Genomic DNA, 26238 nt, shown 5'->3' on the forward strand with positions numbered 1-26238 from the left:
GGCAGATATTGCACGCAACCCTAAGTTTATTCCCAAATTTTGACGCAATTTAGCGTCACTACAATCCTTGTTATTGCGAGGATTGCATATGAATAACGATGGCGCGATTTTTCAGTTCCGCGGCCCTTGGAACGTCCCGATTGAATTCAGTCAAAGCCTTATTTTTCTTGTTCTGATCATCGTTGGGTTTAACTTTCATCCCGACGACCTGCCCTATATGCTTGGATTCGTTGCTATTCTTCTGGGCTCAATCCTTCTGCACGAGTTAGGTCACGCTTGGGGATGTCTGGTTCAGGGCGTGCCGGTCAACCGTGTGGTCCTGTGGGCTGGTGGCGGATTTTGTGAACACCGCCGGTCCACTTCATCCTACGAAGACGAGCTGATCGTGGCCATGGGGCCGATCGTTAACCTGACCTTGTGGGCCGTGTGCTCGTTGTTGGAGCCGATGGTCACGTCGCCCAACCTTGGATGGGTTCTGGCGGTGACTGCCGAGTTGAACTTGTGGCTGGCACTATTCAACCTGCTGCCCCTGATGCCACTGGATGGCGGACGTTTGATGCATGCGGGTCTGAACCGTATCGTTTCCCCGGGGACTGCGACCCGCCTTACCGGCCTCATTGGGTTGATCGGAGTGCTATTGTGGCTACCAATGATGGCGTTTGCCTATTTCAATTTTGGCTTTATTTTCCTGTTCTTCCCGCCTGTACTGCGCCATTGGCAGATGTTGCGCTACGCGCAATACTAAGCTCTGTTTGACGGCGGATCCTATTCCGCCGCCACTTTTTCGGGGTTCAGCATCTGTTTCAGGTAACGCCCCGTGTGGCTGCGATCTACGGCGGCCACATCCTCGGGCGTGCCGGTTGCCACGATCTCACCCCCGCCATCCCCACCTTCGGGGCCGATGTCGATGATGTGGTCGGCCGTTTTCACAACGTCTAGATTGTGTTCGATCACCACAACTGTATTGCCCTGATCGACCAGTTCATGCAGTACTTCCAATAGCTTACGCACGTCTTCGAAATGCAGTCCAGTGGTCGGCTCGTCCAGAATATACAGCGTTCGACCGGTAGATCGCTTGGACAATTCTTTCGACAATTTGACCCGCTGGGCCTCGCCGCCTGACAGTGTCGTCGCCTGCTGGCCAACTTTGATATAGCCTAAGCCCACCCGGGCCAACGCGTCCATCTTGTCCCGGATCGACGGCACGGCCTTAAAGAACTCCTGCGCATCTTCTACCGTCATATCAAGAACATCCGCGATGGACTTGCCCTTAAACTTGATCTCTAAAGTCTCGCGATTGTAGCGCGCGCCTTTGCACGTCTCGCAAGTCACATAGACATCGGGCAGGAAGTGCATCTCGATCTTGATGACACCATCGCCCTGACAGGCCTCGCATCGACCGCCCTTGACGTTAAAGCTGAACCGGCCCGGCTTATACCCACGCGCCTTCGCTTCGGGCAGGCCTGCGAACCAATCGCGGATCGGGGTGAAGGCCCCGGTGTAAGTCGCTGGATTTGAACGCGGAGTTCGACCGATGGGGCGCTGGTCAATGTCGATAACCTTGTCCAGATGCTCCAACCCTTTGATCGTCTCACACGGCGCTGGAGTTTGCCGCGCACCGTTCAAACGCATCGAGGCCGTCTTGAACAAAGTCTCAATCGTCAGCGTGGATTTGCCGCCGCCAGACACGCCCGTCACACAAACAAATTTGCCCAATGGGAAGTCGGCTGTGACATTCTTCAGGTTGTTCCCCGTCGCCTTCACAACGGAAACCTTCTTTTTGTTACCCTTTCGGCGCTCAGCTGGGACCGAAATCTCTCGTGTACCTGACAAGTACTGCCCCGTCATTGACGTGGAATCCCCTGCAATCTCGGCTGGTGTACCCTGGCTGACAACCTGCCCGCCATGCACGCCGGCACCCGGGCCTATATCAAAGACATAGTCAGCCTCACGAATGGCTTCCTCGTCATGCTCGACGACAATCACCGTGTTGCCCTGATCCCGAAGATTCTTGAGCGTCCCCAGCAAGCGGTCATTGTCGCGCTGATGCAAACCGATCGAGGGTTCGTCCAGAACGTACAGAACGCCAGTCAGGCCAGACCCGATCTGACTGGCCAGACGAATACGCTGACTTTCCCCGCCGGACAGTGTGCCGCTTGAGCGGGACAGCGTAAGGTACTCCAAACCAACGTTATTCAGAAATCCAAGTCGTTCGCGGATTTCCTTGAGGATCGCACGCGCGATCTCATTCTTTTGGACGCTCAGATGGTTCGGAGCATCTTCGACCCAAGCCAGCGCCTCTTTGATCGACATCTGTACCACCTGCCCCACATGCAGGCCGGCGATCTTGACGGCCAGAGCCTCGGGCCGCAGACGGTAGCCTTCACAAGTCCCACAGGGACGATTGTTCTGGTACCGCTCAAATTCCTCGCGAATCCAGGCGCTGTCGGTTTCGCGATAGCGGCGTTCCATGTTCGGGATAACGCCTTCAAAGCTGCGTGTTACCTGGTAGACGCGCCCACCTTCATCATAGCGGAATTGGATTTCCTCGTCGCCCGACCCGCGCAGAAACACCTGCTGCACCTTCGTGGGTAGATCCTTCCACGGCGTGTTCTTGTCGAACTCGTAATGCCGCGCGATGGCCTCGATGGTTTGCAGGAAATATGGCGACTTCCCCTTGCGCCATGGGGCCAAGGCACCGTCATACAGCTTCAGCGTCTGGTCCGGCACCACGAGGCGTTCGTCAAAGAACAGCTCAACCCCAAGACCGTCGCAATCCGGGCAGGCCCCGAAGGGTGCGTTGAACGAAAACAGTCGGGGTTCGATCTCGGGGATCGTGAAACCACTGACGGGACAGGCAAAATTCTCACTGAACGTAATGCGTTCCGGGTCCCCTTCGCGCGGGGCGGTTTCCAGAATCGCGATTCCATCCGCCAGATCCAGAGCGGTACGCAGGCTATCGGCCAGACGGGTCTCCATCCCTTCGCGGACAACCAAGCGGTCGACCACAACATCAATGTCATGGCGGAATTTCTTGTCCAGCGTCGGCGGTTCGTCCAGTTCATAGAACTCACCATCCACCTTCACTCGCTGAAAACCCTGCTTGCGCAGTTCCAGGAATTCCTTTTTGTACTCGCCCTTCCGGTCGCGAACGATAGGCGCCAGAAGATAGCCGCGCGTCCCCTCCTCCATCGCCATGATCCGGTCTACCATGTCCTGCACCTGCTGTGCTTCGATGGGATGGCCGGTTGCGGGGCTGTAAGGCGTACCCGCGCGCGCGAACAGCAGACGCATGTAGTCGTAGATCTCGGTGACCGTACCAACGGTCGAGCGTGGGTTCTTCGACGTGGTTTTCTGTTCAATCGAAATCGCCGGAGACAAGCCGCTGATGTGATCCACATCCGGCTTTTCCATCATATCGAGGAACTGACGCGCATAGGCCGAGAGGCTTTCAACATAACGGCGCTGACCTTCGGCATAGATCGTATCGAACGCCAAGGACGATTTGCCCGAACCCGACAGACCGGTGATCACCACCAGTTGATCACGCGGGATATCCACGTCGATGCCTTTGAGGTTATGCTCGCGCGCGCCGCGCACCTCGATATTCTTCAGCTCAGCCATTTTGGCCCCCAACACATAAGTGTCCTAGAAATAGGCGAGCGGCCCTGAGTCTCCAACAAAAAAGTTAGAACAAATTGTGAACGAACGGATTATTGCCGACATCTACTGACATCAAGCCCCCGAACTGACGACTGGTCCCGTGATGGGGCTGGAATTCATCGAAAAATTGGGGGAAATGGCGCGGTTGACGGGGCTCGAACCCGCGACCCCCGGCGTGACAGGCCGGTACTCTAACCAACTGAGCTACAACCGCGCATCTATTTCGTGGCCTTTTTCCTGGACCAAGGAGTGCAGCGATGGCGCGGTTGACGGGGCTCGAACCCGCGACCCCCGGCGTGACAGGCCGGTACTCTAACCAACTGAGCTACAACCGCCCGCTGCCCGTTCGTTGCTGAACGTTGGGGTGTATTATGGGTACGCCCCGGCATCGTCAAGCGGCGTTTTGAAGTTTTTTCCAAATTCGCGAATTTTCCCGGATGCAAGGCCGGAAAAGCTGCTGCTAAACCCGCACTGAATTAGCAATCCGCTTTGCACTACGGGCCATGTTGAGGGACACGTTGACTACTGCAACCCAAGAATGTGTCACACACGCAACAGCGCCATGAAATTGCCGCGACTCAATACACATTCCCGGACGAGACGCATAGTGCTGCACCTGCGAAATGGTCTCATAAAGACCCTTCCCCAAACAAAAAAGCATACGGAGCAGAAACGTGAAAAATCTGTTTATTAGCAGCGTATTAGCCACGTCTATTTCGACCGGAGCCGCATATGCGGTAGAAGTGACCGGCGGTTATCTGGATTTGGGATACTCGACCTTTACCGACAGCGACCTTGGTGACGCCTTCAACCTGAACGGGTCCGGTGAACTGGCATTCTCACGCTCGTTCAGCACGCAGTTGGATCTTGGCGGCTATCGTTTTCAGGACGCCGACGAGAATGGGACCAGCTGGACGCTGCACGGCAACTGGCACAGCAGCAGCAACGCCTCGTTCGGTGCCTACTACGGGCGCGACTATGTGGACGGTCCGGACGTTGAGTTCTACGGCATCGAAGCAGGCTTTGACGCAGGTCCAGCCGAAGTTGAGGCCTATCTTGGGCGTCAGCAAGTCGTCGACTTTTCGGACGTAGATGGCGCTCTGTTTGGCCTCGCGGTTTCGACAGAACTCGACGGTCAGTGGCAATTCACGGCCAGTTATGATCTGATCGACAACCTGTATGGCATTCTGGACTACGACCTATTCGCCATCGGTGCAGACTACTATGCTCGCGACAACGCCATCGTCTACGGCAACGTCGGCTTCGCGCACATTTCCTCCCCGATCGTTTCGGGCAGCACCAACGAAGCCTTTATCGCTGTTGGTGTTCGCATGAACTTTGGCAACCAACGCGGAACCACCTTTGGCCGCCGCGGTGTCCTGGACAAATTGCCGGGCCTCTAAAAACGGCTGCCCCGGGGCTTCAATCCCGGGGCAAACCCCCTATTCAACGATTACAGAATCCGTTGAATTCCTGTTGGCTGACCTCTTGCACAGCACATGGACTCTCTGTAAGACGCGTCCTCACGGGTGATTAGCTCAGTGGTAGAGCGCTTCGTTCACATCGAAGATGTCAGGAGTTCAAATCTCTTATCACCCACCATTCCCTTCACACCTCGCGTGACCCCTGTTTTTTCATGATCTGACAAGTGCTTGCCAGAACTTGCCCGGGCTGCGTATCCTGCTTCAACCGGCCGCAATTTCACGCGGCGCTGATGGATTGGATTTGAGCGTGGCCAGATTGAAACGGGACATCGGCCTTGTCGGGCTCACCTTCATCTCCGTCGGCGGTATAATTGGGTCGGGTTGGTTGTTTGGGCCGCTTCTGGCTGTACAACACGCCGGGCCCGCCGCGATTTTCACATGGATCATCGGTGCTACGGCCATGTTCATTCTGGCCATTACCTTTGCCGAGATTTCGGCCATGCTGCCCATCCCCGGCGGCATCGCCCGGGTGCCTCAGTTCTCACACGGCAATATCGTCTCGATGGCGATGGGTTGGACGGCCTGGATCGGCTATAACACCACGGCCCCAATTGAGGTTGAGGCGATGCTCAAATACCTCGCCCCCTACGCCCCTTGGCTTCATGCAGCAGAAACCGGAGACCTGACTGGCGCGGGCATCGCGGTTGCCCTGTTCTTCATGTTGCTGTTCGTTGCGGTCAACGCTCTGGGCGTCAAGTTTTTCACTCGGGTGAATGCCACGCTGACATGGGCCAAGATTGCGATTCCCGTAGTGCTGGCTGCGCTGCTGATCGCCAATCGCTTTGACGTCCAAAACTTCTCGCACCCGGACGGGTTCGCGCCTTACGGGCTGAAAGGAATCATGGCCGCTGTGTCGACCGGCGGTGTGATTTTTTCCTTCATCGGATTCCGCCACGTGGTCGACATGGCAGGCGAAGTCCGAAACCCAAAATTCGCCATCCCGGCCGCGCTTGTCCTATCTATCGTCCTGTGCGCGGCAATCTATCTGGGCCTGCAAATCGCGTTTATCGGGGCTTTGGACCCGGCAATGCTCAGCAACGGCTGGGCAAGTTTGAGCTTCGGAGGTCAAGGCCCGCTGGACGGTGTCATCATCTCGGTCGGTTTCATCTGGTTTCTGAGCGTCTTGAACATCGGATCCGTGATAGGTCCCTTTGGCAATGGGTTGGTTGCTACGGGTTCGAACGCACGGATCGCCATGGCCCTGGCAAAGAACGGGTTTTTGCCTCAGCGCCTGTTGATCCTGTCGTCCTTCGGCGTCCCGTTATGGGCGTTGGCACTGAACTTCCTAATCGGCATCCTTTTCCTGCTGACGGTTCCCTTCACCACAGTCATCGCCCTGAACGGCGCTGCAATTGTCCTGTCCTTTGCAGTTGGCCCCATCGCTGTCGTTTGCCTGCGCAATCTCATGCCAGATCACCCCAGGTCAATCCGCATCCCAGCTGTCAAACTGGTCGCCGGTTCAGCCTTCGCCATCGCAACCCTGGTTGTGTACTGGAGCGGTTGGGACACTGTCTGGCGGCTGGGTATCGCGCTGATCGTCGGAATGCTCCTGCTGCTTGCGCGCTTTCACAACCGACTGGATGAGATGGACGTGACCGAGGCCCTGTGGCTGGTTCCGTACCTCAGCGGTATCGGGTTGATTTCCTATCTGGGACAATTCGGAGACGGCGCGCTGCAACAAATCCCGTTCGGGTGGGACATCGCGCTCTGCGTTCTGTTCTCTGTTGTGATCTTTGGCATTGCAGTCCGCTCGGCCCTGCCCGCGCGGAAATTTGAGGAATATATTGCTGAAGAAGAGATTTTAGATCCGAAGAAACCCGTCATCGGATTGTAAAAAAGGCGGGGTCGCCCCCGCCTTTGATTTGGTTAGTGTGTTGTCGCCGAAGGTCCTGACTTTTCGGTCGATTTGGCCGCGGCGGCCGCCGCCTCTTCCGCCGCTTCGTCCCATTCGATTGGCTCAGGTTCACTGACCAGAGCCTGTTTCAGAACCTCAGACACATGTGTGACCGGGATGATCTCCAACCCTTCTTTCACGTTGTCCGGAATGTCCGCCAAATCCTTTTCGTTCTCTTCCGGGATCAGGACAGTCTTGATGCCACCTCGCAAGGCCGCCAATAGCTTCTCTTTCAGGCCGCCGATGGGCATCGCGTTGCCGCGCAGCGAAACTTCACCCGTCATCGCGATGTCCTTGCGGACCGGAATTCCGGTCAGCACTGACACGATCGACGTCACCATGGCCAGACCTGCCGATGGGCCGTCCTTGGGCGTCGCCCCATCCGGAACGTGGACGTGGATGTCCAGCGTGTCGAATTTCGGCGGTTTCACTCCGATCTGAGGCGAAATTGACCGCACATAAGACGAGGCCGCGTCGATGGATTCCTTCATCACATCGCCCAGCTTACCGGTGGTCTTCATCCGCCCCTTGCCGGGCAGTTTCAGCGCCTCGATATGAAGCAGGTCGCCGCCCACGGACGTCCACGCCAGACCGGTAACGACACCGACCTGATCGTCTTGCTCAGCCAGTCCATAGCGGAACTTGGGAACACCAAGGAAATCGTCCAGATTTTCCGGCGTCACCGTCACGGATTCGGCTTCTTTCTTGATGATCTTGGTCAGCGACTTGCGCGCCACCTTGGCGATCTCACGTTCAAGGTTTCGCACGCCAGCTTCACGAGTGTACGTGCGGATGATCGACTGCAGAGCCTCATCAGTGAGTTCAAATTCCTTGGCTTTTAGGCCATGGTTTTTGACCTGCTTGCTGATCAGGTGCTGCTTGGCGATCTCGCTCTTTTCCTCTTCGGTGTAACCGGCCAGCGGGATGATCTCCATCCGGTCCAGCAGAGGCCCAGGCATGTTGTAGCTGTTCGACGTGGTCAGGAACATCACGTTCGACAGGTCATATTCGACCTCAAGGTAGTGGTCCATGAACGTGCTGTTCTGTTCCGGGTCCAACACTTCCAGCATCGCCGAGGCCGGGTCGCCACGGAAGTCCTGACCCATCTTGTCGATCTCGTCGAGCAGGATGAGCGGGTTCGTGGTCTTCGCCTTTTTCAGCGCCTGAATGATCTTACCGGGCATCGAGCCAATGTAAGTCCGACGGTGACCCCGAATCTCGGATTCGTCGCGCACACCACCCAGCGAGATGCGAATGAACTCGCGCCCCGTGGCTTTGGCTACGGACTTACCCAGAGAGGTCTTACCAACACCCGGAGGGCCGACAAGGCACAGGATCGGGCCTTTCAGCTTCTTCGAGCGCTGCTGAACCGCCAGATACTCAACGATCCGCTCTTTGACCTTCTCAAGCCCATAGTGGTCGGCATCCAGAATGTCCTGCGCCCGACCCAGATCCTTTTTGACGCGGGATTTGGTCCCCCACGGCAGAGACAGGATCCAGTCCAGATAGTTGCGCACAACGGTAGCCTCAGCTGACATCGGGCTCATGTTGCGCAGCTTTTTCAGCTCACCTTCAGCCTTTTCGCGCGCCTCTTTCGAGAGCTTGGTCTCGGCGATCTTCTCTTCCAGCTCAGCAACTTCGTTGCTGCCGTCCTCACCGTCGCCAAGTTCCTTCTGAATGGCCTTCATCTGCTCATTCAGATAATACTCGCGCTGCGTCTTCTCCATCTGAGATTTGACGCGGGTCTTGATCTTTTTCTCGACCTGAAGGACCGACATTTCGCCCCGCATCAGGCCATAGACCTTCTCAAGCCGCTCACTAACCGAAAGCGTCTCAAGCAATTCCTGCTTTTGCTCGACCTCAATGCCCAAGTGGCCCGACACAAGGTCGGCTAGCTTTGCAGGCTCGGCGGTTTCACCGACGGCGGTCAGTGCCTCTTCGGGGATATTCTTGCGCACTTTGGCATAGCGCTCAAACTCATCCGCAACGGTGCGCAGCAGCGCTTCGGTCGTCGTCACGTCGCCGGGGATTTCGGTCAGATATTCTGCACGAGCCTCGAAAAACTCTTCGTTTTCCAGAAATTCGGTGATCTGCACGCGCGCCTGCCCTTCGACCAGCACCTTGACGGTGCCATCGGGCAGTTTCAGCAATTGCAGAACATTGGCCAGAACGCCCGAGCGGTAAATTCCGTCTTCGGCCGGGTCGTCATCGCCCGGATCAATCTGGCTGGACAGCAAAATCTGCTTGTCGTCCTGCATCACCTCTTCCAATGCACGGACGGATTTTTCCCGACCCACGAACAGCGGCACGATCATATGTGGGAACACCACAATATCGCGCAGCGGAAGTACGGGGTATGAGGAATTAAGGGGCTCTTGCATGCTCAATCCTTATCGTTGGCAAGACGGCTCCGGTCCCTTCTTGAGGCAACTCTTGGCCATCTCCTGTCTTGGGCGGTTAAGATGGGGCTGTGAAGGCCCTATTTCAACTGCACCACTTTGCCATGTCACAATGGCGCGAAGGTTTGCTGCCTGCAAGGCGATAAAGCACTCCGAACGGCAAATACCAATCACCCGCTCTATTGCAAAGACTTCAACCGATGCAACGTGGAACATCAACGACACGCCTTGCGTAAATTATGCAAAAGCGCTGCAAACCCGTCAAAATTCCTCCTACTATGGCATCCAAAACAACGAAACCAGAAAACGAATTGAGGCATCAAGCATGGACACGCGTAGCACTCCATCTGCGGCGGATGATGATTATCAGAGTTATTTAGAGGCGCGAGACTCAGATTACGCAAAACTTCTGGCATATGCTGCCAAAAGTTCCGGGCAGTCGGTTTTGCAAGTGCAGCGCGAATTCAGAAAAACGGCCAAACCACCAAGCCGTTTGAATATGGTGGAATTCGTGCGCAACGGTCTTCACCGTTCGGACCGCTATACCGACGCTGAAAAAGCAACTTACATTTCCAACGACCTGCATTGGCCAATTGCGCATAAGTGCAACCATAACGGCTGGAGCAGCGCTGCCGAAGACAAAGTTCTCGCCTCTACGTTACTTGGAGCTGCCAAAGTTCCGGTCCCCGAGACAGTCGCCGTCATTGACCAGTCAAACCGGTTTCACCCCGGCATACCAACGATAAATACGCCTGAGGCGCTGCGCGATTTGGTTCTGGCGCATCTCGATACCGGTCTGTTTGGAAAAATCACGGAAGGTATGGTCAGCTTTGGGGCCTTCCTGATCACAGATGCAGACACAAACACGATCACTTGCGAGGGCCGGGAGCCGGTTTCATTCGAATCCTTTTTGAAGGACGTCGTGGGAAAGAACTCGTATGTTTTGCAGCCTTTGCTCAAGAACCACGTGAGCATTGCACGGTACACGACGCTTCTTGAAACGAGGGGCGAAAAGGATTCGAATTGAAGATTCTTCACTACAAGGATCTTCAGGATGTTCGGATTTCTCCTCACCCCTCTGATGACAACGCTAAGCCCACATTTTGATCTGAGCAAGACGCGATTGGAGACCCTGGCCATAATGCTGATTGGTCTGGCAAACGGTCGAACTGTGAACCTTGGTCATCTGGCGAGTCAGTTCCCCGGCAGCGCTCTTCATGCATCGAGTTATCGCCGCCTTCAGCGCTTCTTCCAGCATGTTCGATTGGATGGAGATGTGGTTGCGCGGTTGATTATCTGCCTGCTTGATCTGAAGGGTCCAAAGCTCCTTGCGCTGGACCGGACCAACTGGAAGTTGGGCAAGACCGATATCAACTTTCTGGTTCTGGCGATCGTGACACGCCGCTTCAAGGTGCCTCTGATGTGGTCGCTTCTGGGTAACAGCGGTAATAGCTCAACGCGGCAACGCAAGAAGTTGATCCGACGATATCTTCGAGTGTTCGGGGCATCTTCCATTGAGGCTCTGCTGGCAGACCGGGAGTTCATTGGGGATAAGTGGTTGGATTTTCTCGCTGAAAACAACGTTCCATTCGTCGTCCGCTTACGCGAAAACATGCACATCCACACCGAAGACGGACGCCGGTTCCAGTTGCGTTCGCTGCTGCGCAAACGCCGCAAGGGCCAATGGAAAGGCTGGCTGGGCGGCATGGCGCACACGCCCAAGAACCTATTTCGCTTTCAGGGGAAACGGATCAAAGGTGGCGAGTTGATTTGGGTCGCAACAAACATCGACGCCCCAAAAAACCCACTCAAACTCTATCGCAAAAGGTGGGGCATTGAATGCCTCTTCGCAGATGCCAAAACTCGTGGCTTCAATATCGAAGACACTCACATCACCGACCCGCACAAGCTTGCGACACTCCTTACGATCGTTGCGCTGGCCATGACCTGGGCATACCGATGCGCAAGTCAGGCGATGGGCCGACAGGGGATCCCGAAAAAAGCCCACAAGCGGCGGGCAACGTCATGGTTCAGGGTCGGGTTCGACGCGCTCCGACGTTGGATCTTATATAACCCGGAAAAGGCTCTTCAGGCCTGGCGACGAACCTGCCCAAAGCGGTCGCTTTCAAGCCCCAAAATGGAGCGCGTTTGGCCATGAGTCGTGTACCATGTGAGCATTGATAAATATGCCTCAGCTCTCGCGACGGTGCGTATGGTCAACCTGGTCAGGGAAAATGACGTTTTCTGTCCAATGGCCGTTATCAAGCTACCTCAGGGTGAGAATATTGCTGATGCGTTCTGGCGCCCCGGCAATATCGCCTGCTCCATAAATGTTGAATCTGGCAAAATCGAAACAGTCACGCGACGCGCAGATATGGAAGTCGAGTTTCTAGAGGACCACCCGGAAACAGATGGTTTGATGGGCTTACAGCTTCCGTTTTGGAAAGAGTTGATTGAAATCAACGATCTTGCTGCACGCACCTTTGCGCCAATCCGCTATCAATCGACAGACATCGCGATAACCGATGCTGGACCGATCATGGTTGAGCTGAACTATGGCGGAGGATTTGATTTGCCACAATATGCAAGCGGTAAAGGAATGCTGACACCTGAAGTAAGGAAATTCTTCGAGGGGTTCGGTTATGATTTTGATGCACAACCCAAAAAGAAAGGCTGGTTCTTTGGCCGCCGATAAAGGCCAATTTTCGATCCTACCTGCCCCTATGGGCGACGAAAAGATGGGCCTAGGTCAAATAGGCTCAATATCGCCCTGCGCGCGCTTGGCGTGGAAGTCGGCCTGCCACGCCTCAAACGTTCCCGCAGCGATTGCATCGCGCATACCCTGCATGATCTCCTGGAAATAATGCAGGTTATGCCATGTCAAAAGCATGCCTGAGATCATTTCGTTGGACCGGAATACATGGTGCAGATACGCGCGAGAGTAGTTTGAGCAAGCCGGGCACGTGCAGTTCTCGTCCAGTGGGCGTGGATCATCGGCATGGCGGGCGTTCTTGATGTTTACCACGCCGTGGCGCGTGAACACCTGCCCTGTGCGACCGGAACGTGACGGCAGCACACAGTCCATCATGTCGATCCCACGCGCAACGGCGCCTACGATGTCGTCGGGTTTACCAACGCCCATCAGATAACGCGGCTTGTCGACCGGCAGGAATTCCGGCGCGTAGTCCAAGCAGCCGAACATGGCCTCCTGCCCCTCTCCCACGGCCAGACCGCCAACGGCATAGCCTTCGAAACCAATCTGCTTGAGAGCTTCGGCGCTTTCCTCGCGCAGGTCTTGCTCCAAGCCACCCTGCATGATGCCAAACAACGCGTGGCCCGGACGATCCCCGAACGCTTCACGCGAGCGCTCGGCCCATCGCATCGACAGACGCATTGACTCGGCAATGCGGTCGCGGTCCGCAGGCAAGGCCGGGCATTCGTCAAAACACATGACAATGTCGGATCCCAGCAGGCGTTGGATCTCCATCGACCGTTCAGGTGTCAATTCGTGTTTTGAGCCGTCTACGTGGGATTTGAACGTCACGCCTTTCTCGGTCAGCTTGCGCAGACCGGCCAGCGACATAACCTGAAACCCGCCAGAATCCGTCAGGATCGGTCGATCCCAGTTCATGAATTTGTGCAGACCACCAAGGCGGTCGATCCGTTCAGCCGTCGGGCGCAGCATAAGGTGATACGTATTGCCCAGCAGAATATCCGCCCCGGTTGCGCGTACGCTTTCGGGCATCATCGCCTTGACCGTCGCCGCCGTACCCACAGGCATAAAGGCAGGCGTGCGCACCTCACCCCGCGGCGTGTGGATCACGCCGGTTCTGGCCTTGCCATCGGTGGCTTTCAGTTCAAAGGAAAAACGCTCGGTCATAAGGTCGCCTCGGGGTCGCTGAACCGGGTGGGATGTGCCTGATCTGCCGGGCCTTTGCAACCCGTCAGGGCAGCGAGGCGACGCGTTCGGTGAACAAGCGTACAACCCCTGCCCCGTCAACATCCCGACAGACCCGGACCGTGGGACGGGACGGATCGGGACGGGTCGCGCCGATTTCCTCGCCTTCTGTTACGACCGTAAGGCCCGTTTCCACCATCTCGAACATGGGTTCATGCGTACAGGCGATCACGGCAGTCGAATCGTGCAGACCACACCCTTCCAGCCCACCGACTTCTTTGTAGAATTTCAGATAAAACCGAGAGATGTCGCGCAGGAAACCACCCATGTGCGGCGATTGCTCGGCCAGCGCCTGAAAATCCGCCGTTTCATACAGCGTTTTCAAAGTCACATCCAAACCCACCAAAATGGTCGGCGGAGGGGCGGCAAAGACCTCATCCGCCGCTTGCGCATCGTGATAGATGTTGGCCTCGGCATGAGGTGTGACGTTTCCCGGGCAGTAGACCGCCCCGCCCATAACCACCAGACGTTTGATGTTTTGCGCAAATTCGGAGTCCAAACGCATTGCGGCGGCGATATTCGTCAAGGGACCAACCGCGCAAACAACCAGCTCTCCCTTATGCTGGCGTGCCATATCCACAAGAAACTCGGCCGCTGGCATTGGATGGTTGCTGCCGATCTCAGGGATATCTGTGACATCGCCAAACCCTTCGGGGCCATGCACATGCTCGGACGGGGCGTGGCACTCTCGCCCAATGGCAGTCGCAGCGCCTTCGGCCACAGGTATATCCAGCCCCAATTTATGCTGCAAAAACCGTGCATTGCGGCTGGATTGGTGTACATGAGTATTGCCGAACACGGCGGTCAGACCAATCAGGTCAATTTCGGGTGCTGCGGCGGCATAGGCGATGGCCATCGCATCGTCGATGCCCGGATCTGTGTCGATGATTAGTTTCATCCCTGCCCGATACCGCAAACACCGAAGGATGCAAAGCAGTCACAATCGGGATTTTCCACGATCCATCCAGACCTTCAAAGATTTGCATCCGGGCCCAAGCGCTGCATACCAGAATTGAAATCAGACGACTCAATTCCCATATGTATACCGTCGTACACAATAAAAGAGGACAGATATGACCGAAGACCAGATTATTGGTTTACTCACATCGAACATAATTTATGTACTGGCGGCGGTACTGATCGTCGTCGTCATTTTCAAAGGCATAAAGATCGTTCCGCAATCCGAGAAATATGTAATCGAACGGTTCGGACGCCTGCACTCGGTGCTTGGCCCCGGGATCAACTTTATCGTTCCTTTTCTGGATGTTGCGCGTCACAAGATATCCATCCTTGAGCGTCAGCTTCCGAATGCAACACAGGACGCCATTACCAAGGACAACGTGTTGGTGCAGATCGACACCTCGGTCTTTTACCGCATTCTGGAACCGGAGAAGACGGTGTACCGTATCCGTGACGTAGACGGTGCGATTGCCACAACTGTGGCCGGTATCGTGCGGGCGGAAATCGGTAAAATGGATCTGGACGAGGTGCAGTCCAACCGCGCGCAGCTGATCACCCGCATTCAGGAAAGCGTCGAAACCGCTGTGGATGATTGGGGCATCGAAGTGACCCGCGCCGAGATTCTGGACGTGAACCTTGATCAGGCCACGCGTGACGCGATGTTGCAGCAGTTGAACGCTGAACGTGCCCGCAGGGCGCAAGTGACCGAGGCCGAGGGCCAGAAACGCGCCGTCGAGCTGAACGCTGATGCTGAATTGTATGCTGCCGAGCAAACTGCAAAAGCGCGCCGTATTCAGGCCGAGGCCGAAGCTTACGCGACCGGTGTGGTTGCCAAGGCCATTCAGGACAATGGCATTGAGGCCGCGCAATATCAGGTTGCGCTGAAACAGGTTGAGGCATTGAACGCGCTGGGCAACGGCAACGGCTCACAAACTATCGTCGTGCCTGCGAACGCTCTGGAAGCTTTCGGAGATGCGTTTAAGATGCTGAAAGGAGGTAAGTAATGGCCGATCCCTTCTGGCTGACCTGGTGGATCTGGCTGGCCGGAGCGCTCGCCGTCGGTATCCTTGAAATCGTGCTACCCGGCTTCATCTTTCTGGGCTTCGCGATTGGGGCCGCAGTCACCGGGCTGTTGCTGGTCATCCCCGGAGTGGCACCTTCGCTGCCGGTACTGCTGCTGATCTTCGCGGCCTTGTCGCTGATCTCGTGGTTAATTCTGCGCCGCGTCTTCGCCCTGCCGCATGGTCAGGTCAAAACGTTCCGGCACGACATTAACGAATAAACATTGCTGGCGCCCTTCTAGGGCGTCATTGCACCTCTGGACGCTACCGCAGGTGTTCCCTATATAATTGCTCAGGAACCAGACCCGAGGCACGAATGACTCATCCGAGTGAACAGTTTGAAGGCACACCGCTGATTGCGCCTTCGACCATTGAGCATCCCCTTTACGAGTCCGTGGTGGAAGCCTGCCGCACGGTCTATGACCCTGAAATCCCAGTGAATATCTACGACCTGGGTCTGATCTACACGATCGACATCTCAGGAGAAAACTCCGTCAAGGTGATCATGACGTTGACCGCGCCGGGCTGTCCGGTTGCTGGTGATATGCCCGGCTGGATCGTCGAAGCCATCGAACCCGTCCCTGGAATCAAAGAGGTTGATGTCGAGCTCACGTGGGAGCCGCCCTGGGGTATGGAGATGATGTCAGACGAAGCGCGGCTTGAGCTTGGCTTTATGTAAGCCAACGCGCACAACCCATTGTCATAAAACATTTATATTTCTGTCACCTCACCGCAGAAAAACCGTTACGGTTCTTGCGAATAGTTCCGGCGTGCTGGCATCCTATCAGGCACAATCGCAGGCTGGGCAAGCATCGCCCCCCAAAAATTCCCGGCCTTACGACACGAATAAGAGACCGCTCTTGCCCGAGAGCGGTCTTTTTTCTGGTGCGCTATTGCAGGCCGCACTTTGTTTTGATTTCCGCTTCCCGCTCTTCCAATGCCTTCACGTAGTCGCCTGATAACATGGACAACCTTTTGTGTTCAGTGCCTGTTACCAGCCCCAAAAGCGCCCCTGCGGGCGTCAGAGCGGCCACGCTTTCAACCTGCTGATCCTGCGCGTGTTTCTTTTCGGCAGCAATCGCCCGAAGATCGCCCTCAGCTGTGGCGCAGTTGACCGGATGGGTCTTTTGCGCTGTGTCAGCCATGGCGGCGGTCGAAACCACTGCAATTACAGATGCGAAAACTATGTTAATGCTTACAAAATTGCGCTTCTTCATTCTGCCTCGCCCCATTTCAAACCAAAAGAATATGTGTGTGATCAGCTAAAGTGACCTGGTTTCAAAAGGCAAGCATCAATGCCCGGGGAACCGAAATGTTAGGTAAGCATGACTGCTATGTCTTGAGCCTGCGCTCTCAGAGCACTAAATTGATATCAACGCGCGACGACGGAGATCACTATGTTCGGCATTCCCGGCAAACAGGCCGTGACGATGACGCCTAAAGCGGCAGAGCAGATTGTGCGCCTGATGACTTCAGGTGGGCATGCCGGCTTGCGCATCGGCATCAAAAAAGGTGGCTGCGCCGGCATGGAGTATACCATGGAGTATGTCGATCAGGCCGAAGCCGACGACGAAGTGGTCGAACAAGACGGCGCACGCATCATGATCGCTCCGATGGCGCAGATGTTCCTGTTCGGAACTGAAATCGACTATGAGGTCTCGCTGCTCGAAGCCGGGTTCAAGTTCCGCAACCCGAACGTCGTTGATGCCTGCGGCTGTGGCGAGTCGATCAAGTTCGACGATAGCCTGTCCTCGCAGGCCTAAAGCCTTCCCCCATTTCATCCCTGCCTGAAACCGGAATTGTCAGTGCGCGCTGGCGGTGCTATCCGGTGCCGACAACTATGAAAAACAGGGAGGTCGGGACATGCGGCGCAAGCTGGCGGCTGGCAATTGGAAGATGAACGGGACCACGGCAGCACTGACTGAGCTTGAGGCTCTGGCACGCGCTTTCCCCTCTCCGACTGTAGACGTATTGATCTGCCCTCCGGCCACGTTGCTGCATCGCGCTGCCGAAACCCTCAGCACCTCTGACATCGCCGTTGGCGGGCAGAATTGCCACGCAGCAACTTCGGGCGCGCATACTGGTGATATCAGCGCGGATATGCTGATCGATACCGGGGCCAACTCGGTCATCCTCGGCCATTCCGAGCGCCGCGAGGATCACGGTGAGCAGAACGATGACGTCCGTGCCAAAGCCCGCGTTGCGATGGATGCTGGTCTGAAGGCCATTATCTGTGTCGGTGAAAGCCTGGAACAGCGCGAGGCCGCCAACACGCTGGACATCATCGGCGGTCAGTTGTCGGGCTCGATCCCGGATCAGTCAACCGGCGAGAACCTGATCGTCGCCTACGAGCCGATCTGGGCTATTGGCACCGGCAAGGTTCCCACTTTGGATGAAATCGGAGAGGTCCACGACTTTATCCGCGCCCGGCTTGAGCGGCGTTTTGGCGAAGGCGTCGGCCGGTCGGTGCGGTTGCTTTATGGTGGGTCGGTCAAACCGGACAATGCCGCTGATATCTTTGCCGTTTCAAATGTCGACGGCGCGTTGGTCGGTGGGGCCAGCCTAAAGGCGCAGGATTTCTCGGGGATTATCGAGGCGCTGCAAAAGGTCTGAGCGAACGCTCAGGCCAGTTTCATTGTTACCAGCCCGGTCACGATCAATACCGCCGCGATGATACGCATGGCGTTGACGGATTCGCCCAACAGCATGATGCCGACCAGAAACGCCCCAACGGCGCCGATTCCGGTCCAGATCACATAGGCCGTACCCAACGGCAGTGTGCGCATCGCCATGGCCAACAGGCCAAACGACCCGATCATGGACACACCCATGATGGCAGTCGGCCAAAGCCGTGTGAACCCTGCTGATTGCTTCATCGCCACGGCCCACACGATTTCAAGCAAGCCGGCGAACAACAGAAATATCCAGGACATCAGAAAACCTCGTATCCGTTCGGGTCGTCCCGAATGATCACCCGTTGTGGTGAGGTCGTCCTCTGCCCTCGATGTGGGAACGCGAAGCGGTTCTTCAAGTGACCGGCAAAGAAAAAGGCCGGGCAGATTGCGCTGCCCGGCCTGAAACAAGGTTTACCCTCGCTAATTCGTAATGATCTCTGGCCCCATAAAGGTGTTGGGCAAGAAGGTCGATATCCAAGGGATATACGTCACCATAATCAGGAAGACGAACAGCACAGCCAGGAACGGCAGAGCCGCCTTGACCACGCCCATCATCGGCATCCCGGCCACGCCCGAAGTCACGAACAAGTTCAGGCCAACCGGAGGTGTAATCATTCCGATCTCCATGTTCACGACCATGATGATGCCAAGATGGATCGGGTCGATGCCCAGCTCTATCGCAATCGGGAAAACCAGCGGTGCGACAATGACCAGCAGACCCGAAGGCTCCATGAACTGACCGCCGATTAGCAGGATGACGTTGACCACGATCAGGAAAGTCACCGGCCCGAGACCCGCCGACAGCATGGCGCTGGCGATATGTTGCGGTACCTGCTCATCGGTCAGCACGTGTTTCAGGATCAACGCGTTGGCGATAACGAACAGAAGCGTAACGGTCAGTTTGCCAGCCTCAAACAGCGTGTGCTTGGTATCCGGGTGGAAGAAGGCCGTGACCAGCGCATAGGGCTTTTTCAACAGCGGCAGGTTCTGCGAGCCCTCCTCGGTGCTGAGTGGCCCCATATCCTTGTAGACAAAGCTGGCGATGAAGAAGGCATAGACAGCCGCCACCGCGGCAGCCTCGGTCGGCGTGAAGATGCCGCCATAGATACCGCCCAGAATGATGACGATCAGGAACAGGCCCCAACCGGCTTCGCGGGCCGAGACGAATATCTCTCCCCAGCCTTTCCAGTCACCTTTGGGCAGGTTCTTGACCTTCGCCATGACGTAGATCGTCACCATCAGCATCAGACCGGCCATCAGGCCCGGAATGACACCGGCAAGGAACATACGCCCGACCGACACCTCAACGGCTGCGGCATAAACAACCATCACAATCGACGGTGGGATAAGGATACCCAGCGTACCGGCGTTACAGATCACACCAGCGGCGAATTCCTTGGAATACCCAACCTGCCGCATTCCGGCGATGACGATGGAACCGATAGCCACAACGGTCGCCGGAGACGACCCGGACAGCGCCGCAAACAGCATACAAGCAAAGACGCCCGCAATCGCCAGACCGCCGGGCAAATGCCCCACGCAGGCAATCGAGAACCGGATGATCCGCCGCGCCACGCCGCCCGTGGTCATGAAGGACGAGGCCAGAATGAAGAACGGGATCGCCAGCAGGGTAAAGTGCCCTTCGAACGCCTCAAACAGCGTCCCCGCGACCGAGGCCAGCGAACTGTCGGAATAGATCAGCAGGAACAAGGTCGAGCTGAGACCCAGAGCCACCGCAATCGGAACCCCGATCAGCAGCAGGCCGATAACCATCGAGAAGAGAAGTACAACGTCCATCAGTTATGCTCCCCTTGCTGAGCGCGAACTTCTTCGATCTCGTCTTCAACCTCATGGCTGGCGACAAGACGGTCGGTTTCACCGCGCCAGATCTGAACGGCGACCTGTGCAAAGCGGATCACAAGCAGCAACATCGACAGTGGCAGGACGAAATACGGAACAACTTTTGGCAGTTTCTCGTAGTATTCGCCGTAATTGATCAGGTCCTCGAGGAACCGCAGCGGGGCCACCATTGGAATGTCGTCGACTTCGTAGAAACTCTGGCTGCGCGCATCGAAATTGAACCCGGTCGGGAACCAGCGACCCGACGTGGGCGGCAGGTCCGCGAACACGGCCCAATAGTCGTAAGACCCTTTCAGCAACAGCAGCGAGAACACCAGACAGCAGGCCACCGAAATCAGCGCCAGTATCCGACGCGGCGCCGGGGCTAGCATGTTCAGGATCGCGTCGACCCCAAGATGCGCGTGCTTCTTGACTGCGTAAGATGCGCCCAGCAGCACCAGCCAGCCGAACATGAACACTGTCAGCTCAAGCGCCCATAGAATGTTGGAATTAAAAAAGAACCGCGCGATCACGTTGGCAAAAGTTACGGCCGTCATCAGGCCCAGCAGCAACGCGATCAGGGTTTCTTCGATATGGTCGACCAGCCCAGCCGGGCCGGAGTTCGCACCAGACATCTCTCTGTCCCCGCATTTTTTGTGATGAGAGTGATAGCGGGCGGGCCTCTGTTTTGGGCCCGCCCGGCCAGCGCGTCGATAACTCCCCAGTCCCTGACGCGCGGCCTGATCCGAGTTTAGAACCCGGCGTTGATGGCCTGTGCGGCGTCGATCTTGTCCTGACCCACGTCGTCAGAGAACTGGTCCCAAACGGGCTTCATCGCATCGACCCAGGCCTGGCGCTGTTCTGGGTTCAGCTCGCGAATGATGCCGCCCGCGTCGGTGATCGAGGCTTTGGCCGCTTCGTTCACCGCAAAGGCTTCTTTGTTCCGGGTCTCGGTCACTTCGCTGAGGATTGTCAGGAACTGATCGCGGACTTCCGGGTCAAGGCTGTCCAGCCAGTCCACAGAGGTCACAACCAGATAGTCGATGATGCCGTGGTTGGTCTCGGTGATTCCGTCCTGCACCTCAAAGAACTTCTTGCCGTAGATGTTCGACCAGGTGTTCTCCTGCCCGTCCACAACGCCCTGTTGCAGAGCGCCGTAGACTTCCGAGAACGCCATTTTCTGCGGGCTTCCACCGATGGCTTCCATCTGCGCCACCAGCACATCCGAGGACTGAACGCGGAACTTCAGACCATCCGCATCCGACGGATCAACCAGAGGCTTGTTGGCCGACATCTGCTTCATACCATTGTGCCAGAAAGCCAATCCTTGCAGGCCACGACGCTGCATGCTGTCCTTCATTGCCTGACCATCAGCCGAGGCTTGGAACGCGTCCACAGCGTCAATGTTCTTGAACATGAACGGTAGGTCGAACAGACGGAACTGCTTGGTGAACTTCTCGAACTTCGACAGCGACGGAGCGGCCAGTTGGACGTCGCCTTGCAACATCGCCTCGAGCACCTTGTCGTCATTGTAAAGCGTCGAGTTCGGATAAACCTCCATGCACATCACGCCCTGCATCTCGTCATTGACGCGCTGCTCCAGCAACGAGGCGGCGATGCCTTTAGGGTGTTTGTCAGTGTTGGTCACGTGCGCAAACTTGACGACAATCTCACCGTCATCACAAGCAGCCATAGCTGCGCCCGCGGTCACGGTCATTGCCAGCGCTGTTGCTGCCGTTGTCAGAAATTTCATTGGTGCTGTCCTCCCAGACTTTATTTTACTTCCCCATGGCACTCGGTCAGTGCCGCATGCGGGGAGTGAACCGAATCACGGCAATTGGCTCAATCATTTGTTGAAATTTCGCAGAAGTTGCATTTTTAGTTTAAAATACAATATGTTAATAGGTTCTGCAAAGATGAGCTCTGTGCACCAGTAAACGCGCTGTGCGGAAATCCGCACACGCATTTCCCCCGCTGTGCGGATTTCCGCACTTTTCCCGAATCAGGCCCGCAGAATCACTCCCTCGCCACCTGCGCCAACCACAGCCCGCACCAGCGGGCTGCTCGGCCCAACGCCTTTAAACGCATGATAATGCGGTAAAAGGGGGCGGGAGAATTTGGGGCTATCTGCGATAATCCTCGGGCCGAATCTGATAACGCGCCAGTTTGTCATAGAAGGTCTTGCGCGGCAGTTTCAGCGCCTTGGCCGCGTCCGAGGCCTTACCGTTATGCCGCCCCAAAGCGGCAATCAGCAAGGATCGCTCAACCCGGGCCATTTGTTCGCTCAGCCCCAGATCGGTTGCCTGTGTGACCTCTTCGGGCATGCCCAGAACAAAGCGCATGGCCGCAGACATCAAAGACCGCGCGTTGCCCGGCCAGTCACTGGCCATCAGCGATGCCAGATGCTCGGATGACACCTCGGGCGCTGCAATTCCTGTCTGCTCGGCCGCCTGCGCCACATAGTGACGAAAGATCACCGGAATATCCTCGGGCCGCTCAGCCAGAGCTGGAATGCGCACACGCATGACATCCAGCCGATAGAACAGGTCCGCATGAAAGCGGCCGTCGGCGGACAACGCAGCCAGATCAGCAGTCGTCCCCGCCAGAATCCGCGCGCCCACGCCGCGTTCCAGCAACTCAAGTGCCGCATATTGCGTGGCTTCGGGCATCGCCGAGATCTCGTCCAGAAACAATGATCCTCCGGCGGCATCTTCGCAAACCAAAGCCAGTTCCTCTGGAGTCAGACCCGATGCGGGTCTTTTCACAAACGGCCCCTGCCCGTTCGGAGACATCAGGTGGACAACTTCAGCCACCTTAGAAATCCCGCTGCCCGCAGGTCCTGTGACCAGAACCTCAGCCCCGGTGGGCGCGACGGTTCGAACCCTTTCCCGCAACGCCTCAGCCTGGGCTGAATGGCCAAACAACAGCCGCGCCGCGGGATCGCCCCGCTCCAGCTCATGCTTCAGGGCACGCTGTTCCAAAACCTGTGCACGAGTGGCAAATGCCTTGCCCAGAACCTCAAGCAGATCGGCGGCGGCACATGGCTTTTCAAGAAAATCGAACGCGCCCTGCCCCATTGCACGCACAGCCATAGGGATATCCCCCTCACCGGTCAGAAGGATGACCGGCAGATCGGGGTCTACCTCATGCGCATAGGTTAAAAGGTGGAACCCGTCCCGGCCGGGCATCCGAATATCCGACACGATGACACCCGGAAAATTGGCGTGGATATGATCTTTGGCAGCCACAAACGACCCTGCCGTGACCGGCTGATAGTCGGCCAATTCCAGCGTCTGCGCCAAGGCTTCGCGCACCGCAGCGTCGTCATCCACCAATAGCACTTTGCGTGTCATGCGACCTCGTGTTCCCGATAGCGTTCAAGTTCGACTGTAAATATCGCACCAGCCTCTGCGTTGGCTCCGCGGATATTGCCACCGAAACTTTGCACAAGACCATACGAGATCGACAAGCCGAGCCCCATTCCCTCGGACGAGCCAACTGCCTTGGTGGTATAGAACGGCTCAAACAATTTTTCGGTATTCTCAATGCCCGGCCCTGTATCCCGAATGGTGACGGCCAGCCGCTCTCCGGCTTCGATGGCAATAGCGATCAGCTTGTCGTCCTGCTGGCTCATTGCGTCAGCCGCATTGTTGATCAGATTAACAAAGACCTGCACCAGCCTGACTTCTCCGCCCCACGCAAAGACCGGCGCGTCGGGCGGCACCCATTCCAGCTGCACATGATCCGCACGCAACCGCGCCTCGGTCAGTTCCACGGCGGTTTCGATGACCTGCACCAGATCAACCTTGCCCATCGGCTCACTTTCATTGCGGGCAAAGGCGCGCAGGTTTTTGATGATCCGAGCCATTCTGGCGGCCATGTCAGAAATGCGTGTCAGGTTCTCACCAGCTTTCTCCTCGCGTCCACGCGATAGAAACGCCGCGCCATTGTCGGCAAATTGCCTGATCGCCATCAGGGGCTGGTTTAGCTCGTGACTGATCCCCGCCGACATTTGCCCCAGCGCGCTGAGTTTTCCAGCCTGAATCAACTCTTCCTGCGCATGTTTCAGCGCAGTTTCTGCCTCTTGCCGCTCGCGCACCTCGCGCCGAAGGGCGGTATTAGCGGTCGTCAGGTCACGGGTTCGCTGCGCAACGCGGCTTTCCAGAATCGCATTCGCCTCGGCCAGGGTGCGCCTGCGCTCTGTGGCAAGAAATAGCAACGCCCCGAAGGCCAGACAGATCGCAGCGACCGTCGCGGCCTGCAATCCGGCCAGCCTGCGGGCCGGAGCGACGTCCACCAGCACCTCGGCTGTCATGTCAATCACCGGCAGTTCAAGCATCAGGTGCAGCGCACGTCCAGGTAGGTAACGGCCCCAGTTCAAGGTCCAAAGCTCGTGCGGACCAACACGGGTCGACCGGAAATCGACCTTTTCCCCACCCGGAGGCGTCAGCCCGCTCTGCCCTTCCTCGCGTTGCCAGAACAACAGGTCGGACCGGTTCGAGATAAAAACCACTCCATCCGCGTCGACAAAAAATACCGCCTCGGTACTGCCGCGCCAGGTTTGTTCCACGTCCTGCACGTCTGCCACCACCATCAGCGCCCCTTTGATGCGTCCCGACGGGCCAAAGGTTGGCGCTACATAGGAATAGATGCGCGCACCGCTGACAGGCGCTACGCCATGAGAGTTCCCCAACGCGCCATGCATCGCCCGTTGAAAGGCCGGATGATCGGCCATGCTGGGATCCGTAACAGACTGCGCCGAAACCAGAACTTGCCCCCTGCGGTCCAGATACATCATATTGACCGCCGCCGTCTTGTCAGTGACGTCCAACAACATTCTCTGCGCGGCCTGACGCTCCTGAGGGGTTTCAAGCGCATCAAAGGCGGGGTGGTTGGCCATCAGAACGGCCAGTTCCTGATACACCTGCATCTGCGTGCTAAGCCGGTCGGCGGCCAGCTCAAGATCGGCCTCAGCCTTTTCGCTGAGTTGCGACAGCGCCTGCCGATAGCCGTAAGACCACACCGCGGACGACAACAGCCCGACGGCAAACAGAAAACCAAGGATCACCCAAACTCTGTGCATAACATAGGGTCTTGCATTCGGCGCGCCGCATGGCAAGTCTGCCGCGCATGAAGTCAGTGATCCAATCCCCGGTCGAACCGGGTTTCGTGCAAAACCCCTATCCCTTTTATGACAAGGCCCGCGCGCATGGGGATCTTGTGTATTGGGAAGACTACAACATGGTCGCTGCGGTTTCGCACGGGGCTGTTCAAGCTCTGCTGAAAGACCGTCGCTTTGGCCGCGAAACGCCTGCCGAATTGAAACGCCCCGGACCCGCGCATCTTGCGGCATGGTTGGTCACCGAAGAAAACTCTTTGCTGGAAACCGAGGCGCCCCGGCACACGCGCATTCGGGCGCTTGTCATGCGGGCCTTCACGTCACGCGCGATTGCAGCGTTGGAACCGTCCATTCACGACCTCAGCCATCAGTTGATCGACCGCTTTCCCAAAGGGCCATTTGATCTGCTGGACGCCTATTGCACTCAGGTTCCGGTAATCACAATCTGCCGCCTTCTGGGCGTCCCTGAAGAAGTCTCACCCGATTTGTTGCATTGGTCGCACGCAATGGTCGCGATGTATCAAGCAGGCCGAACGCGACAGACCGAGGACGCAGCAGAGACCGCCGCGCGGGACTTTACCGCGTTCCTCAGCGCGTATATCGAGCAACGCCGCACTGACCCGCGCGACGATCTGATCACCCGCCTGATCTCCGCAGAGGAGGACGGCGACAAACTCTCACACGAAGAACTTATCGCGATTTGCATTCTGTTGCTGAATGCCGGGCATGAGGCCACGGTTCACTCGCTGGGGAACGGTGTAAAAACCATATTGCAACAGGGACTTGATCCAATGTCTTTCGAACTGGACGGTCTGATCGAAGAAATCCTGCGTTATGACCCGCCCCTGCATATGTTCACGCGCTACGCCTACGAAGATGTTGACTTGTTCGGCCACAGCTTCAAGCGCGGCGACGAAGTTGCGCTGCTGCTGGGTGCCGCGAACCGAGACCCCGAAGTCTGGAGCGACCCCAACCACTTTGACCCAACCCGCCCGATCGTCACAAACACCAGTTTCGGCGGTGGCATTCATTTCTGCGTCGGCGCTCCGCTGGCCCGGTTAGAGATGCGCATTGCGCTAAAGGCTCTGTTCAACCGTTGCCCGCACCTGCGTCTGAGCGCCGAACCTGAGTACTCGGACACATATCATTTTCACGGCCTGACGCGCCTGATGGTTCAGGTCTGAGG

23 protein-coding genes and 3 tRNA genes are annotated in these 26238 nt (G+C 56.9%); 13 read left to right on the forward strand and 13 right to left on the reverse strand.

From position 1 onward, the window contains the following. The first annotated feature begins 88 nt into the window (after nt 1–88). A complete protein-coding gene (locus tag ACOQOY_RS03350) occupies nt 89–745 on the forward strand; it encodes a site-2 protease family protein (protein ID WP_420584079.1) in 657 nt (218 codons plus the stop codon). A 20-nt stretch (nt 746–765) separates the two neighbouring features. Here ACOQOY_RS03350 and uvrA read toward each other — a convergent pair whose 3' ends face one another. The 3 genes from uvrA to ACOQOY_RS03365 all read right to left on the reverse strand — a co-directional run bounded on the left by uvrA (nt 766) and on the right by ACOQOY_RS03365 (nt 3998). Next, the gene (gene uvrA / locus ACOQOY_RS03355) at nt 766–3624 is read right to left on the reverse strand and encodes an excinuclease ABC subunit UvrA (protein ID WP_420584080.1); all 2859 of its coding nucleotides are present in this window, start codon (nt 3622–3624) and stop codon (nt 766–768) included. A gap of 176 nt (nt 3625–3800) precedes the next feature. Next, a tRNA-Asp gene (locus tag ACOQOY_RS03360) sits at nt 3801–3877 on the reverse strand. A gap of 44 nt (nt 3878–3921) precedes the next feature. Then, a tRNA-Asp gene (locus ACOQOY_RS03365) sits at nt 3922–3998 on the reverse strand. A gap of 339 nt (nt 3999–4337) precedes the next feature. On the opposite strand from ACOQOY_RS03365, the gene ACOQOY_RS03370 reads away from it, so the two are divergent. The 3 genes from ACOQOY_RS03370 (at nt 4338) to ACOQOY_RS03380 (ending at nt 6981) form a co-directional block, all read left to right on the forward strand. Further along, nucleotides 4338–5066 carry a hypothetical protein gene (locus ACOQOY_RS03370; protein ID WP_420584081.1) on the forward strand — a complete coding sequence of 243 codons (729 nt, stop codon included), beginning with the start codon at nt 4338–4340 and terminating at the stop codon, nt 5064–5066. A 124-nt stretch (nt 5067–5190) separates the two neighbouring features. After that, nucleotides 5191–5265 (forward strand) — tRNA-Val (locus ACOQOY_RS03375). A gap of 129 nt (nt 5266–5394) precedes the next feature. Continuing rightward, a complete protein-coding gene (locus ACOQOY_RS03380) occupies nt 5395–6981 on the forward strand; it encodes an APC family permease (protein ID WP_420584082.1) in 1587 nt (528 codons plus the stop codon). Nucleotides 6982–7013: 32 nt separating this feature from the next. Here ACOQOY_RS03380 and lon read toward each other — a convergent pair whose 3' ends face one another. Further along, nucleotides 7014–9422, reverse strand: a complete 2409-nt coding sequence (gene lon, locus ACOQOY_RS03385) for an endopeptidase La (RefSeq protein ID WP_420584083.1) — start codon at nt 9420–9422, stop codon at nt 7014–7016. Here lon and ACOQOY_RS03390 point away from each other — a divergent pair. The 3 genes from ACOQOY_RS03390 to ACOQOY_RS03400 are packed head-to-tail and all read left to right on the forward strand — an operon-like array spanning nt 9421 to nt 12135. Next, the gene (locus ACOQOY_RS03390; protein ID WP_420584084.1) at nt 9421–10467 is read left to right on the forward strand and encodes a hypothetical protein; all 1047 of its coding nucleotides are present in this window, start codon (nt 9421–9423) and stop codon (nt 10465–10467) included. The genes lon and ACOQOY_RS03390 overlap by 2 nt on opposite strands. A 27-nt stretch (nt 10468–10494) precedes the next feature. Then, a complete protein-coding gene (locus tag ACOQOY_RS03395) occupies nt 10495–11598 on the forward strand; it encodes an IS4 family transposase (protein ID WP_420583443.1) in 1104 nt (367 codons plus the stop codon). 12 nt (nt 11599–11610) lie between these two features. Next, complete coding sequence (locus ACOQOY_RS03400; RefSeq protein ID WP_420584085.1) at nt 11611–12135, forward strand: sugar-transfer associated ATP-grasp domain-containing protein; 525 nt, start codon at nt 11611–11613, stop codon at nt 12133–12135. 54 nt (nt 12136–12189) lie between these two features. Here the strand turns inward: ACOQOY_RS03400 and tgt are convergent, their stop codons facing one another. Beyond that, nucleotides 12190–13320: a tRNA guanosine(34) transglycosylase Tgt gene (gene tgt / locus ACOQOY_RS03405; protein WP_420584086.1), complete on the reverse strand. Its 1131-nt coding sequence runs from the start codon at nt 13318–13320 to the stop codon at nt 12190–12192. A gap of 64 nt (nt 13321–13384) precedes the next feature. Next, nucleotides 13385–14296, reverse strand: a complete 912-nt coding sequence (locus ACOQOY_RS03410; protein WP_420584087.1) for a nucleoside hydrolase — start codon at nt 14294–14296, stop codon at nt 13385–13387. 175 nt (nt 14297–14471) lie between these two features. Here ACOQOY_RS03410 and ACOQOY_RS03415 point away from each other — a divergent pair, with 175 nt between their 5' ends. From ACOQOY_RS03415 to ACOQOY_RS03425, 3 genes are all read left to right on the forward strand, one after another. Then, nucleotides 14472–15362 (forward strand): SPFH domain-containing protein, encoded by an 891-nt coding sequence (locus ACOQOY_RS03415; RefSeq protein ID WP_420584088.1) that lies wholly within the window; start codon nt 14472–14474, stop codon nt 15360–15362. Next, the gene (locus ACOQOY_RS03420; protein ID WP_420584089.1) at nt 15362–15640 is read left to right on the forward strand and encodes an NfeD family protein; all 279 of its coding nucleotides are present in this window, start codon (nt 15362–15364) and stop codon (nt 15638–15640) included. The genes ACOQOY_RS03415 and ACOQOY_RS03420 overlap by 1 nt, the downstream gene beginning before the upstream one ends. Before the next feature lie 95 nt (nt 15641–15735). After that, nucleotides 15736–16098, forward strand: a complete 363-nt coding sequence (locus tag ACOQOY_RS03425) for an SUF system Fe-S cluster assembly protein (RefSeq protein WP_420584090.1) — start codon at nt 15736–15738, stop codon at nt 16096–16098. Nucleotides 16099–16309: 211 nt separating this feature from the next. Here ACOQOY_RS03425 and ACOQOY_RS03430 read toward each other — a convergent pair whose 3' ends face one another. Continuing rightward, on the reverse strand, nt 16310–16564 hold the full coding sequence (locus tag ACOQOY_RS03430) for a hypothetical protein (RefSeq protein ID WP_420584091.1): 255 nt from the start codon (nt 16562–16564) through the stop codon (nt 16310–16312). Nucleotides 16565–16816: 252 nt separating this feature from the next. Between ACOQOY_RS03430 and ACOQOY_RS03435 the strand changes: the two genes are divergently transcribed. Next, nucleotides 16817–17182 (forward strand): HesB/IscA family protein, encoded by a 366-nt coding sequence (locus ACOQOY_RS03435; RefSeq protein ID WP_420584092.1) that lies wholly within the window; start codon nt 16817–16819, stop codon nt 17180–17182. A 100-nt stretch (nt 17183–17282) separates the two neighbouring features. Further along, nucleotides 17283–18032: a triose-phosphate isomerase gene (gene tpiA / locus ACOQOY_RS03440; RefSeq protein WP_420584093.1), complete on the forward strand. Its 750-nt coding sequence runs from the start codon at nt 17283–17285 to the stop codon at nt 18030–18032. 8 nt (nt 18033–18040) lie between these two features. Here tpiA and ACOQOY_RS03445 read toward each other — a convergent pair whose 3' ends face one another. The 6 genes from ACOQOY_RS03445 to ACOQOY_RS03470 form a co-directional block, all read right to left on the reverse strand. Then, nucleotides 18041–18352, reverse strand: a complete 312-nt coding sequence (locus tag ACOQOY_RS03445) for a DMT family transporter (protein WP_420584094.1) — start codon at nt 18350–18352, stop codon at nt 18041–18043. A gap of 162 nt (nt 18353–18514) precedes the next feature. After that, nucleotides 18515–19891, reverse strand: a complete 1377-nt coding sequence (locus ACOQOY_RS03450; protein ID WP_420584095.1) for a TRAP transporter large permease — start codon at nt 19889–19891, stop codon at nt 18515–18517. Further along, on the reverse strand, nt 19891–20568 hold the full coding sequence (locus ACOQOY_RS03455) for a TRAP transporter small permease (protein ID WP_420584096.1): 678 nt from the start codon (nt 20566–20568) through the stop codon (nt 19891–19893). The genes ACOQOY_RS03450 and ACOQOY_RS03455 overlap by 1 nt, the downstream gene beginning before the upstream one ends. Nucleotides 20569–20684: 116 nt before the next feature. Beyond that, nucleotides 20685–21686: a DctP family TRAP transporter solute-binding subunit gene (locus ACOQOY_RS03460; RefSeq protein ID WP_420584097.1), complete on the reverse strand. Its 1002-nt coding sequence runs from the start codon at nt 21684–21686 to the stop codon at nt 20685–20687. Between the two features lie 370 nt (nt 21687–22056). Beyond that, nucleotides 22057–23286 (reverse strand): sigma-54-dependent transcriptional regulator, encoded by a 1230-nt coding sequence (locus ACOQOY_RS03465; RefSeq protein WP_420584098.1) that lies wholly within the window; start codon nt 23284–23286, stop codon nt 22057–22059. Beyond that, nucleotides 23283–25016 carry a sensor histidine kinase gene (locus tag ACOQOY_RS03470; protein WP_420584099.1) on the reverse strand — a complete coding sequence of 578 codons (1734 nt, stop codon included), beginning with the start codon at nt 25014–25016 and terminating at the stop codon, nt 23283–23285. Before ACOQOY_RS03470 ends, ACOQOY_RS03465 begins: the two co-directional genes overlap by 4 nt. 47 nt (nt 25017–25063) lie before the next feature. Here ACOQOY_RS03470 and ACOQOY_RS03475 point away from each other — a divergent pair, with 47 nt between their 5' ends. After that, nucleotides 25064–26236 (forward strand): cytochrome P450, encoded by a 1173-nt coding sequence (locus ACOQOY_RS03475; RefSeq protein ID WP_420587201.1) that lies wholly within the window; start codon nt 25064–25066, stop codon nt 26234–26236. Nucleotides 26237–26238 lie beyond the last annotated feature (2 nt).

The organism is Ruegeria sp. (assembly GCF_965221235.1).
Classification (GTDB): domain Bacteria; phylum Pseudomonadota; class Alphaproteobacteria; order Rhodobacterales; family Rhodobacteraceae; genus Ruegeria.

Coding starts and splice junctions, on each gene's coding strand:
- ACOQOY_RS03350 (WP_420584079.1), top strand. CDS start 89: ATGAATAACGATGGCGCGATTTTTCAGTTCCGCGGCCCTTGGAACGTC.
- uvrA (WP_420584080.1), bottom strand. CDS start 3,624: ATGGCTGAGCTGAAGAATATCGAGGTGCGCGGCGCGCGCGAGCATAAC.
- ACOQOY_RS03390 (WP_420584084.1), top strand. CDS start 9,421: ATGCTCAATCCTTATCGTTGGCAAGACGGCTCCGGTCCCTTCTTGAGG.
- lon (WP_420584083.1), bottom strand. CDS start 9,422: ATGCAAGAGCCCCTTAATTCCTCATACCCCGTACTTCCGCTGCGCGAT.
- ACOQOY_RS03395 (WP_420583443.1), top strand. CDS start 10,495: ATGTTCGGATTTCTCCTCACCCCTCTGATGACAACGCTAAGCCCACAT.
- tgt (WP_420584086.1), bottom strand. CDS start 13,320: ATGACCGAGCGTTTTTCCTTTGAACTGAAAGCCACCGATGGCAAGGCC.
- ACOQOY_RS03410 (WP_420584087.1), bottom strand. CDS start 14,296: ATGAAACTAATCATCGACACAGATCCGGGCATCGACGATGCGATGGCC.
- ACOQOY_RS03415 (WP_420584088.1), top strand. CDS start 14,472: ATGACCGAAGACCAGATTATTGGTTTACTCACATCGAACATAATTTAT.
- ACOQOY_RS03420 (WP_420584089.1), top strand. CDS start 15,362: ATGGCCGATCCCTTCTGGCTGACCTGGTGGATCTGGCTGGCCGGAGCG.
- ACOQOY_RS03425 (WP_420584090.1), top strand. CDS start 15,736: ATGACTCATCCGAGTGAACAGTTTGAAGGCACACCGCTGATTGCGCCT.
- ACOQOY_RS03430 (WP_420584091.1), bottom strand. CDS start 16,564: ATGGCTGACACAGCGCAAAAGACCCATCCGGTCAACTGCGCCACAGCT.
- ACOQOY_RS03435 (WP_420584092.1), top strand. CDS start 16,817: ATGTTCGGCATTCCCGGCAAACAGGCCGTGACGATGACGCCTAAAGCG.
- tpiA (WP_420584093.1), top strand. CDS start 17,283: ATGCGGCGCAAGCTGGCGGCTGGCAATTGGAAGATGAACGGGACCACG.
- ACOQOY_RS03445 (WP_420584094.1), bottom strand. CDS start 18,352: ATGTCCTGGATATTTCTGTTGTTCGCCGGCTTGCTTGAAATCGTGTGG.
- ACOQOY_RS03450 (WP_420584095.1), bottom strand. CDS start 19,891: ATGGACGTTGTACTTCTCTTCTCGATGGTTATCGGCCTGCTGCTGATC.
- ACOQOY_RS03455 (WP_420584096.1), bottom strand. CDS start 20,568: ATGTCTGGTGCGAACTCCGGCCCGGCTGGGCTGGTCGACCATATCGAA.
- ACOQOY_RS03460 (WP_420584097.1), bottom strand. CDS start 21,686: ATGAAATTTCTGACAACGGCAGCAACAGCGCTGGCAATGACCGTGACC.
- ACOQOY_RS03465 (WP_420584098.1), bottom strand. CDS start 23,286: ATGACACGCAAAGTGCTATTGGTGGATGACGACGCTGCGGTGCGCGAA.
- ACOQOY_RS03470 (WP_420584099.1), bottom strand. CDS start 25,016: ATGCACAGAGTTTGGGTGATCCTTGGTTTTCTGTTTGCCGTCGGGCTG.
- ACOQOY_RS03475 (WP_420587201.1), top strand. CDS start 25,064: ATGAAGTCAGTGATCCAATCCCCGGTCGAACCGGGTTTCGTGCAAAAC.